Source organism: Algibacter sp. AS12, assembly GCF_046736315.1.
Taxonomy (GTDB): Bacteria; Bacteroidota; Bacteroidia; order Flavobacteriales; family Flavobacteriaceae; genus Algibacter_B; species Algibacter_B amylolyticus.
On the sequence record NZ_CP151841.1, the window covers coordinates 1,977,218 to 1,996,474 of the forward strand.

The following is a 19,257-nucleotide window of genomic DNA, read 5'->3' on the forward strand; positions in this document are numbered from 1 at the left end:
ATCAATTTAATGAAATATAAATTATTTTTCTTTTTTCTTTTTTTTGTCTGTTCTAGCCACAGTCAGCATAGAACGTTTTATCATTATGGACTAAAAGATGGTCTTTCTCAACAATCAATAATAAGTATTATTAATGACTCAAATGGCTTTTTATGGATTGGTACTCAAGATGGTTTAAACAGGTTTGATGGCAACACGTTTAAAATTTATAAACATCGTTTAAATGATTCTTTATCCATTTCTGGGAATTTCATTAACAAATTAATTGAAAACATAGATGGAACCATTTGGATTGCTACAGCCAACAATGGTGTTTGTTATTATAATCCTAAAACGGATTCTTTTGTAAATACAAAATTCAATTCTGGGAATTTTACTGCACTAGCTCATGATAAGGACGGCAATATTTATGCGACTTTATCAAATCAAGGATTTATTAAATTCAAGAAAAAAAATGACATCTATTTTGCCGATAAGGTTAGTTTAAGTAATTACGATATTACTAACGTTACTATTCAAGATTCCAAAATGTATTTGGGCACCAAAGTAGGTGAGCTTTATACGAGTAAAGTGTTGGATACATTAGTTGTAGAGAAACTTAATGTTTCTATTCCTAAAAGTAGTATTGAGGAAATTGCAATTTTTAAAAACAACATTTTTTTAGGAACATCTTTGGGGTTATTTGTTTATAACGTTCAAACAAGAAAAACAAACGCTGTTAATCTTCAGGGGAATAACAATCTGTTTAACAAAGAATTGTTTATTGAATCGATAAAAATACATGACAATGTTTTCTATATTGGTACAGATAATGGCCTCTTTATCTGTGAGAGTTTTGATGAATCTTCATTTACATTCAATAACATAAACAGTTTTAAAGGAGATAGAGAGTATGATAATAGTATAACGTCTAATAGAGTTTACGATATTCTGCTATATAAAGATTTACTTTGGGTTGGCACTAATAATTTAGATGTTCTGTCTTTAAAACCAGAAGTTTTTAAAACCGTTAACACTAAATCTGCATTGGCTTTAAATAACAACTATGTATTTTCTATTCTTAAAACCAATAATTACACATTTATTGGAACTAGAAATGGATTGCATTGTATTGATAAGCATGAAAACATATTCTTAATTACTAAAGAAAACACCAATGAGAAATTAGCTTACAATGTTATACGCGGCATGACCGTTGATGGAGAAAATAATTTATGGTTAGCTACAACCAAAGGGGTTTCGGTTTTAAATTTAGATGATTTTAATCCAGATAAACCTGAAATAATATCGATGTATTTTAATGAAAATGATCCTTTTTCCTTAAGTAATAATAAAACTAGAAGTGTTTTTAAAGACCATAATAATACTATGTGGGTTACAACTTATGGCGGAGGGTTAAATCGTTTTACAGGCAATCTAAAGGAAAAAAAATACAGTTTTGAATTGTACAAACATGATAATAGCGAAAACTCAATTAGCTCTTATAATGTGTTTAGTATTGAGCAAGATAAGGAACGTAATTATTGGATTACCTCTGAGGATGGACTTAATAAACTATCCTTTACAGATGATGATTACCAACACCCAGTTTTTAAGGTTTATAGGCACGAAAAAAACAATCCTAACGGTTTAAAAAACAATACCACTTTACATACGCATATTGATAAGCAAGGTGTTATTTGGGTGGCAACACAAGGTGGTTTGCATAGGTTTGATAAGGCTAATGAAGTCTTTAAACACTATGGAGCAGCAGAAGGTTTAAGTAATGATTATGTATACAGTATCTTAGAAGATGCCGATAATTATTTGTGGTTAGCAACCAATGAAGGCTTATTTAAATTTGATAAAGCCACCGAAAAATTTGAGCATTTTACTACCAAAGATGGTTTGCAAAGCTCAGAATTTAATCTTGGTGCGCATTTTAATGATAAGGCAAATAACCTTCTGTATTTTGGTGGGGTTAACGGGTTTAACGAATTTAACCCTAAACAGGTTTCGCAACTAGATAGGTCTGGCACCTTATCTTTTACTTCATTAAAAATTAAAGATGCAGAGGTCTATCCATTAACAAACCCAAAAGTCCTGCAACAAAGTTTTAGTAAAACCGAAAAAATAACATTGAATTTTAATGATTTCCCGTGTTATATTGCGTTTTCAGATCTAGATTTACGCCCTACAAACAGTAATCAGTTTTTGTATTCTTTAAATGATGGCGCATGGAATAATTTGGGGGATTTAAGAGAAATACAAATTCTAGATTTACCAAAAGGTAATCACAATTTAAAAATTCAAGGTCAATCTCGAAATAAAATTTGGACAGGAGCACCTTTACAGCTAAATATAAAAGTTACACCACCTTGGTACAAAAGCAATGTTGCTTATTTTGTTTATTTAACGGGGTTTTTATCCTTGATATTTTTCGTTTACAAGCTAAATTTAAAGCACCAATTAGCAGGGCAGGAAGCCAAACGATTAAAAGAATTAGATGCTTTAAAATCGCAGTTCATTACTAATATTACCCACGAATTTAGAACACCATTAACCATTATTTTAGGTTATGTAAGTAGCTTAAAAGAGAAATTTATAAATGATAGTACAGTAAGCAAACCTATTAAATCTATAGAGCGAAGTAGTAACAATTTGCTGCATTTAGTTAACGAAATGCTGGATTTAGCTAAATTAGAACAAGGCAAACTTAAACTTAATAATAGCAGTACGAATTTAGTAGCCTTTACAAGCTATATTATTACCAGTTTTTCAAGTTTAGCAGAGTCAAATCAGGTTGCTTTAAATTTTTTCTCATCTAAAGATTCTATTATAATGGATTTTGATGTTGAAAAAATGCGTCAAATAATAAGTAATCTAATAACTAATGCTATTAAGTTTTCCAAACCAAATACTACGGTTACTGTTATGTTAGATGCTATTGACGAGCATGCTATTATAAAGATAACAGACCAAGGTATTGGAATACCAAAAGATGAAATTTTATTTGTTTTCGACCGTTTTTATAGGTCATCTAAAATAACTGGTAAAATTTCTGGTACTGGAATTGGACTAGCGTTAACAAAAGAATTAGTAAACCTTATGAATGGGAGCATTTCCGTAAATTCAGAGGAAAGTATTAGTACAACCTTTACTATTCGTATTCCAATAATTCATGAAGCTTTAGTAACGACTGCCGAGTTTAATTCAGGTGCTATTAATCCAGAAAGAGTATATCAGAATAACATACAAACTAAACATTTATCTCGCGATTTTAATAGTATACTTATTGTGGAAGATAACCCGGAAATAGCCAATTATATAGCATCTATTTTGGAAAGTAAATACAGCTTACTATTTGCTATTAATGGTTATGAAGGATTTAAATTGGCAGAAAAAAACATTCCAGATATTGTAATTACAGATGTAATGATGCCCAAAATGAACGGTTATGAGTTAACCGAGCAATTGCAAACCATAAAAACAACCAATCATATTCCAGTTATAATGCTTACAGCAAAAGCGTTACAAGAAGATAAGCTTACAGGAATAAAAAGTGGAGCCGATGTTTATCTTACAAAACCGTTTCAAAAAGAAGAATTATTACTACGTATTGAAATGCTCATTACTAAGCGAAAACAGCTGCAAGATGCATATGCGATAAAAAAGATAATTGCTTTTGATAAACCTCAATTAAAGAAAGACAAAAATATTGAATTTTTAGAAGGGGTTGTGTATCATATTTATAACCATATTGAAGATTCAGATTATAATGCTGCTAAGCTTTCGGAAGCATTAAACATGAGTGAATCGCAACTTTACAGAAAACTTAAAGCTATAACCAATAAAAGTACAGCTATTTTTATCCGTTCTGTACGATTAGAAAAGGCCATGGAACTTTTAGAATCTACAAATTTAACGGTTTCAGAAATTGCATATGCTACAGGATTCAGTAATCCTAATTGGTTTGGAAAAGCCTTTAAGGAAGAATTCAGGAAAAGTCCATCGGAAATGAGAAATTAATGGTCTTCCATTTCTTTTTAGGGTATGTGACTAAATAGTGCCAATGTTTGCAAAAATATGGAACATGCGTGAAATACTACCTGATTACGACAAAATAACACCTATTACATTCGTTTCTTTTATTTAGTTTTGGATTGCTATTAATCAATTATTGTTGGGATTAAAGTGGTTCTAAACGTGAATTAGGTTTAGAATCACTTTTAACCAATTCACTTCAAAAAATTAGTCCAATGAAAACTTCAACATTAATCCTCACCCTTCTGTTTTTTAACTCAAGCTTAATTCTTGCTCAATTTATGTCTTGGCTTTTTATATATATTAATCCATTTGCTATGGTTGGTGGAGAATTATTTTTATTTTTAAGTTACCATGTCTTTAAAATAATTAAAGAGGTAAGAGATGTGTTTAATGTAGATTTTAAACTTTAAAATTATTTATTATGAAAAAAACTATACTTTTTCTTATTGTCGTATTAATGACTCAAATAACATTTGCTCAACCTGCAAATGAAGATTGCGCTAACGCCGAATTAATAACCGTTTCTAATACCATTTCCAATTTTACTTTCGATATTAATAATGCTGTTATAAATAATGAAACCATTTGCACCGTTACAGATGATTATGCCGATGTGTGGTATCAATTTACAATGCCAGTTGATGGAAACGTGTTTGTTGATGGGGGTTTAGGTTGGAATTATTTTGCGCTTTACACATCTTGTGGTACTGCGGCCATTAATTGCGAAAACGGAAAAGGGCTATTTACCGCGTTGTCATCCGGAAATACTTATTTTCTGCGTATTTACCGAAAATCTGCAACTGCGGCAAATACGGGTTATCAAAGTTTTGGTATACGCGCAATTGCTGCGGCTACAAACGACGATTGTAATACTTCGGAGAATATTTCTATTTCAACAACTACATCTACAGTAAATTTTGAAATTGCTGGATCAAGTATAACAAATAGCATAGGGTGTAATGGCACTGCAGCAGAAGATTATGTAGACGTTTGGTATGATTTTACAATGCCGTTTAGCGGAAATATTTTTGTAGATGCCAAAATAATTTGGAACAATGTAGCACTTTATGATGCCTGTGGTGGCGTGCAAATTGCGTGCGGAAGTTCTAGTAATTTTTTTACTGGATTATCCGCAGGTTCAAATTATAAATTACGGGTTTTTAGGGCCGTTTCAGAGGCCAATAATAGCTATTTAAATTTTACCATAAAGGCTTTTGAAAATGCTTTAAATGATAGTTGTAGTGCTTCTCAAAACATTACGGTTTCCGAAGCGGTTTCAACGGTAGATTTTGAAATCAGCGGATCGACAATAATAAATAATGTTGGGTGCGATGGAACTTCGGCAGCAGATTACGTAGATATTTGGTACGATTTTAATATGCCATTTAACGGTAATGTTTTTGTAGATGCCAAAATAGGCTGGAACGATATTGCGCTTTACGATGCTTGCGGTGGAGGACAAATTGAATGCGGAAGCGGTAGTAAGTTTTTTACTGAATTATCGGGAGGTACTAATTATAAATTACGAATTTTTAGACCAGTTTCAGATGTAAATAATAGTTATTTAGATTTTACTATAAAAGCATTTGAGGAGGCGATAAATGATGAATGCAATACCTCTAAAAACATTGCTGTATCCACTGACGAAACGGAGGTTGAGTTTATTATTGGTGGAGCATCAATTAATACTGAAGAGGGTTGCGAGGGAACAGCCTTAGTAGATTATGTAGATCTTTGGTACGATTTTACCATGCCTGTAAATGGTAATATTTTTGTAGATGCTGCAATAGGCTGGAACAACATTGCATTGTATGATGCTTGTGGTGGTCAACAATTGCAATGCGGTAGTGCAAACGAACTTATTTCGGGTTTAACCACAGGCACAGATTATAAATTAAGAATTTACAGAACATTATCTAATGTGAATAATGCTTATACAGGCTTTTCTATTCGAGCCTACGAAATAATTAATAATGATGATTGTGCATCTGCAGAAAGCATTACAATTACAGATACAGCCACAACAGTGCACTTTGGTATTACTGGTGCCGATAGAAATAACGAAGTAGGTTGCTCCGGAACTACCATGGAAGATTATGCCGATGTTTGGTACGAATTTACCATGCCTAGTGATGGAGATATTACTATAGATGGTGGTATAGCTTGGAATAATTTTGCGGTTTATAGTACCTGCGATGGAGTAGAGTTGGGGTGTTTTGAAGGTCAAGGAGGTGTTAGCAATTTAACTAGCGGAACAACTTACAAGCTTAGAGTATTTAGAACTTCGGCGCTTGCCAATAACGATGGGTATAAAAGCTTCACTATCCAAAGGACTTCTGTTCCATTACATGTAAAAGAATTAGAGCTTGAAAAATCAATTTCTATATATCCCAATCCAACATCTAGTATGCTATTGTTGTCGAGTACATATGCAATTAAAAATATTAAGATGTTTAACCTTTTAGGAAAGCAAGTTTTAGATAATAAAAAAGACACCCAAATTAATTTATCGACGTTTAATTCAGGTATGTATCTGTTAAAAATTAAAACAGATAAAGGAGAAATTACTAAAAAAGTAATTAAAATATAAAGGTAACTTTCCATTATGGTTTAGGTTACCAAATAAGAGATAACCAACTATTAAACTCTCTTATTTGGTTACCTAAATCTTTGTGAGAAAGGAATAGAGTCTTCTATAATTTAAAACATGCTATTTTTTTTATGAAGTTTAACACCCTCTGTCATGTATATAAATGTTACGCTATTCTAGTAAAATTTAATTCTGAGAGAACCTTCTTAATAAACTTGTAGTAAGTTATTATTACACTTAGGGTAACTCACTTTAATCTCTTAAATTTAGTGGTTAGAATCAAACTGATGTTTTTTTTGAGTTAAAAGTATTTATTCTAATATTATTATCAATACTTCCAAAACTCTTTCGTAATTTGCGTTTAAAGTGTTTGTTTTTAGTGTTTTAAATGAGTTGTTAGTTATCTTTAATGTGGATAGCTTTTTTTCTTTTAAATTATAATGCACAACGGTTTCTTAATCTTTATTTCAATATCTTCATTAGTACAATTGGTACATCATTTATGAAAAAAAGCGCCATCTTATTAATTATTGTTTCTTTAATAATTCAACTTGGATATAGCCAAAATATTCGAAAAAATGACAGTTTAAAAGAATTGTTGGTTACTATTAACCCAGATTCAGTTGTTTTAAAATCAAAAGTTTATGGTAATCTTATTTGGAATTATGCTAGCACAAGAATAAAGTTAGATTCTGCGCGTATTTATAATGATGCTTATCATGAATATGCCAAAGGAGCTAATTTTGAAAAAGGTATTGCATTAACTCATTTTTATTATGGAGTCATTAATAGATTTGAAGGACATCATAAAGAAGGTTTAGGGTATTTGGAGAAATTTGTTGACTATGCTAGAAAAAATAAAGATAGCAGTAATATTTGTAATGGTCTGTTTCAGATCTCAGCCATCCAAAGTAATATGGGTAATTATTCGGAGAGTTTAGCTACTAATTATCAATTGCTCAAAATATATCAATCAAAAAAAGATAAATCTAGCGTAGCAGGGCATTTACAAATGATCGGAAACTTGTTAAGAAAGGTAGGGAAAACTAATGAAGCAATTGAAGTTTATAATGAAGCCATTGAGATAGAAAAAGAATTGGATGATAAAATAGGACTTGCCTTGAATTATTCAAGTCTCGGAAACACATATGGAGAACGCAAAGAATATGATAAATCAGAAAAATATTATTCCAAAGCCTTAGACGTTGCAAAAGAGAGTAATAATTTAAGTGGTATCACTTATATTACTGAAAATTTAGGAAATTTATTTTTTGAAAAAGGAGAATTTAAAAAGGCTTTACCCTATTATTTAGAAGTTTTGAATGTTAGAGAGAGCAGGCCTTCCAAACGTGAGTTGGCGATAAGCTTATATACCGTTGGAAAAACCAATGTAAGTTTAGGGCAGTATGAAAAAGCAGAAGAGTATCTCGTAAAGAGCCTTGCGATTGCCAAGGAAATTGACTCGAAACCCATTCTACTAGGAGTTTATGACCACTTGGTGAAATTAAATCAAAAAAGAAACAACTTTAAAGAAGCTTTTAACTATCAAAGTGCTCATATAGTTATCATAGATTCTATTAAGGGGAAAGATAGAGTTAATAAGATGTTAGAGTTAAATACCAAATACGAAACCGAAAAAAAAGATTCCGAATTAAAATTATTAAAAATTGAAGGTGAAAAAATAGCACAGCGAAATCAGCTATATCTTCTATTAGCTCTATCGGGTTTAATTATTGCTGGATTGGTAGGTTTTTTTGGATATAAAAATCGCCAACAAACGATAAAACTAGCCAAACAAAAAAAGATTCTTGAACTAACCTTAGATGATAAAAATACGTTGTTAAAGGAAGTACATCATCGTGTAAAAAATAGTTTTCAGATTGTATCTTCTTTACTTTATTTGCAGTCTGAAAATATGGTAGATAAAGAGGCTAAAATAGCTATTAAAGAAGCAGAAAACAGAGTGAGATCTATGGTACTTGTGCATCAAAAACTTTATAATAAAGAAGAAATAGTAGGTATAGACACCAAAGAATATATTACCGATTTAGTTAAAGATATTTTTGATAGCCATCAAATTCAAAATAAATCCATTTCTTACGAATTAGATATTGAGCCTCTAATTTTAGATGTAGAAACAACCACACCTATGGGACTTATTTTAAACGAGCTTATTATAAATATTTTAAAGCACGCTTTTAAAGAAGTTACGGATGCAAGTACACTTAATATTCATTTTTCTAAAGTAAAAGACGAACTTATTTTAAAAGTTATGGATAATGGAAAAGGGTTTGAAGGCGAAATAAAAAATACTTCTTTCGGTATTACATTAATGAAGGCGCTATCAAAAAAATTAAAAGCAACTTTAAGTTATACTTCTAATTACGGCCAAGGCACCGTGGTTATTTTAAATATTAAAAAATTTCATTTAATGTCTTAATTTTTAGTGTGATTAAGCTAGACGCTAAAAAAAGCTGCTTTTTCGCTTAAGTTTTAAAAGATATTGAATAGATTTAGAGATGAATCCATCCATCTAATAGACGCATTTTGAAATTTATAAATATATATATAGTTGAAGATGAGCCGTTAATTGCAGCTACTATTGAAACTGCCTTATTAAAGCAAGGCTATACGGTTGTGGGTGACGCAGAGGATGTAATTACCGCACTTAAAGATATTGCAATACTTCAGCCCGATTTAGTGCTTATTGATATACAATTGGATGGTGAAAAAGATGGGGTAGATTTAGCGATTGAGCTTGATAAGCAACAAATTCCGTATTTATATCTTACTTCACAAACCGATCTTGGAACTATCCAGCGGGTTAAGGCTACCCAACCTTTGGGTTATATTGTAAAACCATTTACTGAAAATGGTTTACGAACCAATATTGATCTAGCATGGCATAACTACGAAATTCAAAATGCCGGTTTTCTTATTCTAAAATCCGACGGTCGTACGCATAAAATTAATCAAAATAGTATTTTGTATTTAAAGGCGTTTGATAATTATTGTTATGTATATACAGCCACAAGATCTTATTTGGTGCCACACACTTTAAAATATATGTCAGAACAATTAAATGATGCTATATTTGTTCAAACCCATCGCTCATATTGGGTTAATATTAATCATATTGATAGTATAGAGAGCAATAAGCTTTTTTTAAAAACAGAACCTATTCCTATAAGTGCTTCGCAAAAGCATTTGGTTATGAGCAAGCTAAAAGGCTCGTAATTCTGTTTAATCGCATTCACTAAAAAAAACAAGCCGTTTACTAAAAATAATCTTCAAAGCTTCAAGTTGGGGCTAACTTTATCATGCTATTAATTAGGGGTGTTTTCAATCTTGTTAAAACATTCTACAAAAATTTTAATCATGAAAACAAAATTATTTTTTTTAGTATATCTATGTATAAGCAGCGTCTGTTTCGCTCAAACCACTTTAATTCCAGATCCTAATTTCGAACAAGCCTTAATAGATTTAGGCTATGATGAATCACCTATTAATGGATCTGTGCCAACCGAGTACATCGATTTTATTAGCTCCTTAGATTTAACTGATAAAAATATCACGAATCTAACAGGTATCGAAGATTTCAATTCGCTTACAAGTTTAGAGTGTAGTGGTAATCAAATAATGGACTTAGACCTTAGTAATAACAACATACTTTCAGCATTAAATTGCGCAGGGAACAATCTATCTTACCTTAATGTGAAAAATGGCAATAATGCGAATTTTACCAATTTTAAGACTTTTAATAACACCAATTTAACTTGTATTGAAGTTGATAATGTGGCATACAGCACAGCTAATTGGGGTTCTGGAATTAATTCTCAAATGAGTTTTAGTGAAGATTGTGGTACCTATGTGCCAGACGATAATTTTGAGCAGGCATTAATAGATGCCGGTTATGATTCTGGACCTTTGGATGATTATGTACTTACCGAAAATATTAAAAACAGAACCCATTTGAATGTAAGCGAGAAGAACATTGCAGACTTAACAGGTATTGAAGATTTTACAGCTTTAACAAGTTTAACTTGTTCTCAAAACCAACTTACAAGTCTAGATTTAAGTCACAATAAAGCCTTAACGCGTTTATATTGTTCTTCTAATATGATTCGCAGTTTAAATATCATCCAAAATAAGGACTTAACCCATATTCGGGCTCATGACAATCAATTAACAAGCATCGATGTAAGTAATAATATCGATTTAATTGAATTTTATTGTGGTATAAACCAACTTACAAGTTTGGATGTAAGTCAGAATACAGCTTTAACTTCACTTGTTGTTTACGAAAATCAGCTTTCGAGCTTGGATGTTTCTTTTAATACAGCTTTATCCGAATTGGCGTGTTATAACAACCAATTAACGGCCTTAGATGTTAAAAATGGGAACAATACAAATTTTGTATTTTTTTATGCCACAGATAATCTAAACCTAAGCTGCATTGAGGTAGACGATGCCACATATAGCACCACCAATTGGACAGATATAGATCCACAAGCCAGTTTTAGTGAAGATTGTAGTGAGTTGTCATTAACCTACGTTCCAGACGATAATTTTGAACAAGCTCTTATACGTTTAGGCTTCGATTCTGGTTCTCTAGATGATTATGTACCAACAGAAAATATCAATACCGTTACTACATTAGACGTTTCTGTAAAAAATATTACTGATTTAACCGGGATAGAAGATTTTGTTGGTTTAAAGGTACTCATTTGTGCATACAACGAACTAACAACTTTAGACCTAAGCAAGAATGCAGCGTTAACTGATTTATATGCGCACAATAATCTATTAACAGAATTGGATGTTAGCCAAAATAAACTATTAACTTTTTTCTATGTTAATATTAATCAATTATCAAGTTTAAATATCAAAAATGATAATAATGCCATTATAACGGAATTTGTGGCCACCGATAATCCTAATCTAACCTGCATTAATGTTGATGATAGTGCATACAGCGGAACTAATTGGACTAGTATTGACCCACAAACTAGTTTTAGTGAAGATTGTAGCGCGATACAATTAACCTACATTCCAGACGATAATTTTGAACAAGCCCTTATAAACTTAGGTTATGATTCTGGTGCTTTAGATGATTATGTGCCTACTGCTAATATTAATACAGTTACAACTTTAAGTGTCCATAATAAAAACATAAGTGATCTAACCGGTATTGAAGGTTTTGTGGCTTTAGAAGAATTCAATTGTCGAAATAACCTATTAACAAGTATAGATTTAAGTAATAATTCGGCATTAACTGAGTTGACTGCTCACAACAATCTATTAACAACTATAGACCTAACTCAAAATATAGCCTTAACTAGTATAAATATCTATAGTAATCAGTTAATAAGTTTAGATTTAAGTAATAATTTACCTTTAACTACTTTAAATACACGTAATAACAACTTAGAAAGTTTAGATGTAACTCAAAATACTGCTCTAAAAAGCTTGAATGCCTCAAATAATTTGTTACCATCAATAGATTTAAGCAATAATATAGAATTACTAGACCTCATTCTAAGTGTCAATCTATTAACAACATTAGATATAAGCCAGAATCTAGCATTAATGGATTTAGAGGTAGATAATAATTTATTGACAGCAATAGAATTTGGTCAAAATATAGTTTTGCATAGGTTGATTATTGATTACAATAAATTAACCAATTTAGATTTAAGCAATCAAACAGCTTTAGCTACTTTAAATGCTAATTATAATCTGCTTAACACTCTAGATCTGAGTTTAAATACAAACTTAATACAATTGGCATGTGGCTATAACCCACTTGTAAGTCTTAACGTAAAAAATGGTAACAACACCAATTTTACTTTATTTTTTGCTCCGTTTAATATTAATCTCACCTGTATTGAAGTAGACGACGCTAATTACAGCACAAACAATTGGTCAACTATTGATGAGCATACTAGTTTTAGCGAAACGTGTACAGCAGATCCACAAACTTATATTCCAGACGATAATTTTGAACAAGCCCTTATAGACTTAGGATATGATTCTGGTGCTTTAGATGATTATGTGCCAACGAATAACATAAATACAGTAACCACTCTGGATGTTTCAAATAAAAATATTGCAGACTTAACAGGTATTGAAGATTTTGTGGTTCTCGAAGAATTATACTGTAATAACAACCAAATTACAAGTATTAATATTGAAAACAATAGCGTATTAAACATTTTAAATATAAGCTTCAATACAATAAGTAATTTAGATGTATCAAATAATTTATCGTTAACCTCATTGAACTTCAGTTATAATGAAATTGCAAATGTCAATTTAACTAATAATACATTATTAATAGACTTGTATGCCGCTGGTAATAATCTTATAAGCCTAGATTTATCTGATAATCCTTCGTTAAAAAAGCTGTATTGTCCAGTAAATGAAATATCAGACTTAGATGTGTCTATAAATAGTGATTTAACCCATCTTAATGTACATTTCAACAACCTAATAAGCTTAAACGTAAAAAATAATAATAATTTAAATTTTATAGAATTTTTGGCTACCTCTAATCAAAATTTAACCTGTATTGAAGTAGATGATGAGGCATACAGCACAAACAACTGGATAGGTATAGATGCGCAAACCCGTTTTAGCGAAGATTGCTCAGCAATTCCATTAACCTACATTCCAGACGATAATTTTGAACAAGCTCTTATAGGTTTAGGCCTCGATTCTGGTCCTTTAGATGATTATGTACCAACAGAAAATATCGAGGTCATAACCACACTATCAATTTCCTATAAAGACATCAGCGATTTAACAGGTATAGAAGATTTTAAGGCACTATCTGTTCTACAATGTTATAGTAATCAGTTATCCAGCTTAAATTTAACTAATAACACCAATCTAACCCATGTAAATATAGGAGGGAATAATTTATTATATCTTAATGTTAAAAATGGTGCAAATACTAATATCACTACCTTCATCACTTTAGAAAATGTAAATTTATTATGTATAGAAGTAGATGATGAAACATTTAGCACATTACATTGGAGTGAAACAATCGACTCGCAAACTAGTTTTAGCGAAAGCTGCCAATATTTAAGCACCAACAATTTTGAAGCCATAGATTTTAAAATATATCCTAATCCAGCCAGCAATTTCATTAATATAGAATCTGGAAATAGGATTGAAAAAGTTAGTATTTATAATCTATTAGGGCAAGACGTTTTACATCGTCAAGAAACCAATCATATTAACATTTCTACATTGCATTCTGGTACGTATTTTGTGAAAATAAAAACCAATAAAGGCGAACAAGTAAAAAAGATAATTAAAATATAAAACGCGCTATTAATCAATTTCCTAAAAGGAGACACACCAAATTTTGGTGCTGTTTCCTTTTTTATTTTAATGGTTTTAAAGACTATACTATTCCCTTTTAAAGCATAAATCCAGTATCAAAAAACGAATGTATATCATTTATTTTTATGATTAACTATCAATTATTTGAATATAAGACTTGATTTTTGATTGTATAGGCGAAATATTCTTGGTGCTTTTATGATACAACAATGGATTGCTTCCAAATTTTAACAATAACTTTTCGTAGTTTTGAAATTCCATCAAAACATACAAAATGTCCGATAACAAACGTGTATTTTTAGTTGATGCCTTTGCATTAATTTTCCGTGGCTATTATGCCTTTATAAAAAACCCAAGAATAAACTCTAAAGGTTTAGATACCTCGGCTATTATGGGGTTTATGAATTCGCTTTTAGATGTTATAAAACGTGAGCGCCCAGACCATTTAGCCGTTTGTTTTGATAAAGGCGGAAGTTCGGATAGGGTAGAAATGTTCGAAGCATACAAGGCAAACAGAGATGAAACTCCCGAGGCTATAAAAATTGCAGTGCCTATTATACAGGATATTTTAAAGGCTATGCATATTCCGATTATGGTTAAAGAAGGTTTCGAAGCCGACGATGTTATTGGAACCCTTGCTAAACAGGCCGAAAAAGAAGGCTACCAAACTTTTATGGTAACGCCAGATAAGGATTTTGCACAATTAGTAAGCGAAAATATTTTTATGTACCGCCCAATGTTTGGTGGTGGTTACGAAACTTGGGGCATACCAGAAGTACAGAAAAAGTTTGAAGTTATAGATCCTTTACAGGTAATTGACTTTTTAGGGATGATGGGCGATGCCAGTGATAATATACCTGGTTTACCAGGTGTTGGCGAAAAAACAGCTAAAAAATTCTTAGCGGCTTATGGCAGTATGGAAAATCTTTTTGCTAATAGCCACGAGCTTAAAGGTAAAATGAAGGAGAAGGTAGAGGCCAACCAAGAATTAGGTTTGCTATCAAAAAAACTAGCAACTATTATGCTAGATGTTCCGGTAACATTTAATGCTAAAGATTTTGAATTAGACCAACCCGATATCCCGAAGGTAGTCGAGATTTTTCAAGAATTAGAATTTAGACGATTAATAGATAATTTTACCAAAACATTTTCAGTTGAAGGGCAAGCAGCTACAGCAACCGATACAGCTTCAGAAAAAGCAGCCCCAAAAGTAACACCAAAAGAAGCAGAAAGTGCTGGAGCAGGCCAATTTAGTTTGTTTGGAGGCGACCCAAATTCCGCGGAAGCGCCAACCGAAACAGACACGTATACCAGAAAAACAGCCGAAACCGTATCGCATTTTTACCAAAGTGTAGCACCAGGAATGGCCACTAAGTTGTTTGTTAAAAATTTAATGAACCAAACGGCGGTGTGTTTTGATACCGAAACCACGGGCTTAAACCCGCTAACGGCAGAGTTGGTTGGTATTGCATTTTCATGGGAAGTAGGCAAGGGGTTTTATGTACCGTTTCCGGAAGATAAAACCGAAGCACAAGCCATTATTGAGGAGTTAAGAGGCTTTTTTGAAGCTGAAAATATTCAGAAGATTGGTCAGAATTTAAAATACGATATTAAAGTATTAGCCAAGTATAATGTTGAGGTTAAAGGGCCATTGTTCGATACCATGTTAGCGCATTATTTGATTAATCCGGATATGCGACACAATATGGATGTGTTGGCAGAAACCTACCTAAACTACACGCCAATTTCTATTACCGAGTTAATTGGTAAAAAGGGAAAGAATCAATTATCCATGCGCGATGTACCCTTAGAAAAGCAAACAGAATACGCTGTTGAAGATGCCGATATAACCCTGCAACTTAAAGAGCATTTTGAAAAAGAATTAGGCGAAGCCAATACCCAGAAATTATTTGATGATATTGAAGTGCCGCTATTACGCGTGCTTGCTGCCATGGAATTAGAAGGTGTTAATTTAGATGTAACGTTTTTAAATTCGTTGTCCGAAGCCTTAAATAACGATATAAACACCCTAGAAAGTAAAATTTACGAGGTTGCTGGCGAAGAATTTAATATTGCCTCGCCAAAGCAATTGGGTATTATTTTATTTGAAAAGCTAAAACTTGTAGATAAGCCTAAAAAAACCAAAACAGGGCAGTATAAAACAGGCGAAGATATTTTATCGTATTTAGCCAAAGACCATGAGATTATTCAGAACATATTGGATTACCGTGGGCTAGCAAAACTAAAAAGCACCTATGTTGATGCCTTACCATTACAGGTAGAAGCCGCTACGGGGCGTGTACATACAGATTATATGCAAACCGTTGCCGCAACAGGTCGTTTAAGTAGTAATAACCCTAATTTACAGAATATTCCAATACGTACAGAACGTGGTCGCCAAGTGCGAAAAGCGTTTATACCAAGAAGTGAAGAGTACACTTTATTGGCTGCCGATTATAGCCAAATAGAACTGCGTATTATTGCCGCTTTAAGTAAAGAGGAAACCATGATTGAAGCCTTTAAAAACGGCGAAGATATTCATGCCTCTACCGCATCGAAAGTATTTGGAGTGCCTATTGGTGAGGTAACACGCGAGCAACGTAGCAACGCTAAAACCGTAAACTTTGGTATTATTTATGGCGTGTCTGCTTTTGGGTTAAGTAACCAAACCGATTTATCTAGAGGCGAAGCCAAAGAGCTTATCGATACCTATTACGAAACCTACCCAAAACTTAAAAAATACATGAGCGAGCAAGTCGATTTTGCACGCGACAATGGCTATGTAAAAACGGTGTTAGATAGAAGGCGTTACCTAAAAGATATAAATTCTAGAAATGCTGTGGTGCGTAGTGCGGCCGAACGTAATGCCGTAAATGCGCCTATACAGGGTAGTGCAGCCGATATTATTAAAATTGCCATGATAAATATTTATAATAAGCTCCAAGCTGGTAATTATAAAACTAAAATGCTTCTGCAAGTGCATGATGAATTGGTTTTTGATGTTTACAAACAAGAATTGGAGGAGATGAAAACCTTAATTAAAACCGAAATGGAACAGGCCTTTAAAATGGATGTGCCGCTTGATGTTGAGGTGGATACGGGACTGAATTGGTTGGAGGCGCATTAATTTAATAGTTTGGGCGTTACCCGAAAAAGGGTCAGGCTATTCGTTGCAAGTCCTCGTTCGTGCCTCACTGTGGGCTTTCCACTACTATCCTTAACGCAAATGAAGAAGTATGAATAATTTTAAAACAATAAATACTGAGTATTTAAGAGCATCTCGAACAATAGAAACTGTAATAGTTTCAAATGAAAATTCAAGCACACTTTTCTTTATTTATAATTATGAAGGAGTTTCATTTAGAGTGTTTAAAACTCATATTGATTTGATACATTTTTTTCTAAATAAATCAGAAAGTATTATTCATTTTGATAGTGAGAATGCAGTTGATGATTTTCTAGCTCAAGTAAAATTAGCAGCATAGAAGATGAAAACAATACTTGTAACTTGCGCAATCATTCAATTTGGAGACAAAACTTTAGCTGTCCAAAGAAGTACTAAAATGAAACTTCCATTGAAATGGGAAATTGATATTGGTTTGAATTGAATGGAAACTCATTAAAATTATAAATTTGATTAACAAATAAAAACAACTATATTTGGACAAAAATTGTCTAAAACTAATTTGTCTAATGAAAACTTTAGGAGAAACACTCAAAGAAGCAAGAGATAGAATTAATTTAATTCTACGAAAAGTATCAGCAGAAGTTGATATTGATCAATCGCTTATAAGCAAGTTTGAGAAAAACGAACGAAAACCTACAAAAGAGCAATTGATAAGACTTGCTGATTTTTACAATCTTTCTCATAAAGATTTAATTATAAGTTGGTATTCAGATAAAATAGCGGAAGATTTGAAATATACAGAATCAACTACAGAAATTTTAAAAGTGGCAGAAGAAAAAATTAACTATTACAAAACTCAAGATAATGGCAATTAAGAAAATAAGAGTAGCAGAATTATTTGCTGGAGTTGGTGGATTTAGACTTGGACTTGAGAAAAGTGATTTTGAAATTGTGTGGAGCAACCAATGGGAACCTTCAACTAAAAAGCAACATGCTTCAGAGGTTTATGAAGCACGTTTTGGAAAAGAAAACCATTCAAACGAAGATATAAACCAAGTTGTAACAAGAGATGTTGAAGAAATACCTGATCATGATTTATTGGTTGGAGGATTCCCTTGTCAAGATTATTCTGTTGCAACAACGTTACATAATTCTAAAGGATTAAAAGGAAAAAAAGGAGTCCTTTGGTGGTCAATTCATAGCATTTTAGAGAATAAAAAGAATAAACCAAAATATCTGTTTTTAGAAAATGTTGATAGACTTTTAAAATCTCCCGCAAATCAAAGAGGACGTGATTTTGCTGTAATGCTTCAAAGTTTAAATGATTTAGGCTATGCTGTAGAGTGGCGAGTTATTAATGCAGCTGAATACGGAATGCCACAAAGACGAAGAAGGGTATTCTTTATTGGTTATCATAAGTCGACAGATATATACAAAAGACTTATAAAGTCTAGTAAAACAGATTGGTTAACAGAGGAAGGAACTATAGCGAAAGCTTTTCCTATAGCAAAAAATATTAAAATTCAAGAAGTTGTACTAAAAGGAAATTTAGTTGAAATAACTAATGAGTTTAATAAAAATGGAAAATTATCTCCTTTTCTCAATACAGGAATGTTAGTTAAAGGAAAGGTCTACACTGCTAAAAGTGAACCAGACTACAAAGGCAAAAAAACTAAACTACGCGATTTAATCCAAAATGGAGAAGTAACTGATGAGTTTTTTATAGAGAACAAAAAATTAAAAACTCCAAAAACTATTACAAATAGAGATGGTTCTAAACGAACCATAACTACAGAAATAGAAATGTGGGAATATTTAAAAGGATCTAAAAAAGAGAAAAGAATCACTCTAGATGGATTTGAATATAATTATGGAGAAGGTGCAATGATTTACCCAGATTCTCTTGATAATGCATCAAGAACCATAATTACTGGAGAAGGTGGAAAATCTCCTTCACGATTTAAACATGTAGTTGAATCTGATAGAGGATTAAGAAGACTTACACCTATCGAATTAGAAAGACTAAATATGTTTCCTGATAACCACACACAACTTGAAGGCATCACTGATACAAAAAGAGCATTCTTTATGGGTAATGCTTTAGTTGTTGGAGTAATTGAAAAAATTGGAAAAGAACTTTATAATCAAATAAAGTAACTCT

General features: G+C 32.1%; 10 protein-coding genes. All 10 read left to right on the forward strand.

Annotated features, from left to right (window positions below):
* The first annotated feature begins 9 nt into the window (after positions 1–9).
* Entirely contained in the window at positions 10–4,008 is a 3,999-nt protein-coding gene (locus AAFN75_RS08165) for a two-component regulator propeller domain-containing protein (protein WP_411809088.1), read from the forward strand.
* 230 nt (positions 4,009–4,238) lie between these two features.
* The gene (locus AAFN75_RS08170; protein ID WP_144115079.1) at positions 4,239–4,436 is read left to right on the forward strand and encodes a hypothetical protein; all 198 of its coding nucleotides are present in this window, start codon (positions 4,239–4,241) and stop codon (positions 4,434–4,436) included.
* A gap of 11 nt (positions 4,437–4,447) precedes the next feature.
* A complete protein-coding gene (locus AAFN75_RS08175; protein ID WP_411809089.1) occupies positions 4,448–6,616 on the forward strand; it encodes a T9SS type A sorting domain-containing protein in 2,169 nt (722 codons plus the stop codon).
* A 502-nt stretch (positions 6,617–7,118) separates the two neighbouring features.
* On the forward strand, positions 7,119–9,056 hold the full coding sequence (locus AAFN75_RS08180; RefSeq protein WP_411809090.1) for a tetratricopeptide repeat protein: 1,938 nt from the start codon (positions 7,119–7,121) through the stop codon (positions 9,054–9,056).
* Positions 9,057–9,163: 107 nt separating this feature from the next.
* A complete protein-coding gene (locus tag AAFN75_RS08185) occupies positions 9,164–9,853 on the forward strand; it encodes a LytR/AlgR family response regulator transcription factor (RefSeq protein WP_411809091.1) in 690 nt (229 codons plus the stop codon).
* 141 nt (positions 9,854–9,994) lie between these two features.
* A complete protein-coding gene (locus tag AAFN75_RS08190) occupies positions 9,995–13,948 on the forward strand; it encodes a T9SS type A sorting domain-containing protein (protein WP_411809092.1) in 3,954 nt (1,317 codons plus the stop codon).
* 295 nt (positions 13,949–14,243) lie between these two features.
* Positions 14,244–17,096, forward strand: coding sequence for a DNA polymerase I (polA, locus tag AAFN75_RS08195; RefSeq protein WP_411809093.1), 2,853 nt, complete (start codon positions 14,244–14,246; stop codon positions 17,094–17,096).
* A 109-nt stretch (positions 17,097–17,205) separates the two neighbouring features.
* On the forward strand, positions 17,206–17,454 hold the full coding sequence (locus tag AAFN75_RS08200) for a hypothetical protein (protein ID WP_411809094.1): 249 nt from the start codon (positions 17,206–17,208) through the stop codon (positions 17,452–17,454).
* 208 nt (positions 17,455–17,662) lie between these two features.
* Positions 17,663–17,971 (forward strand): helix-turn-helix domain-containing protein, encoded by a 309-nt coding sequence (locus AAFN75_RS08205; RefSeq protein ID WP_411809095.1) that lies wholly within the window; start codon positions 17,663–17,665, stop codon positions 17,969–17,971.
* Entirely contained in the window at positions 17,961–19,253 is a 1,293-nt protein-coding gene (gene dcm / locus AAFN75_RS08210; RefSeq protein WP_411809096.1) for a DNA (cytosine-5-)-methyltransferase, read from the forward strand. Before AAFN75_RS08205 ends, dcm begins: the two co-directional genes overlap by 11 nt.
* Positions 19,254–19,257: the final 4 nt, after the last annotated feature.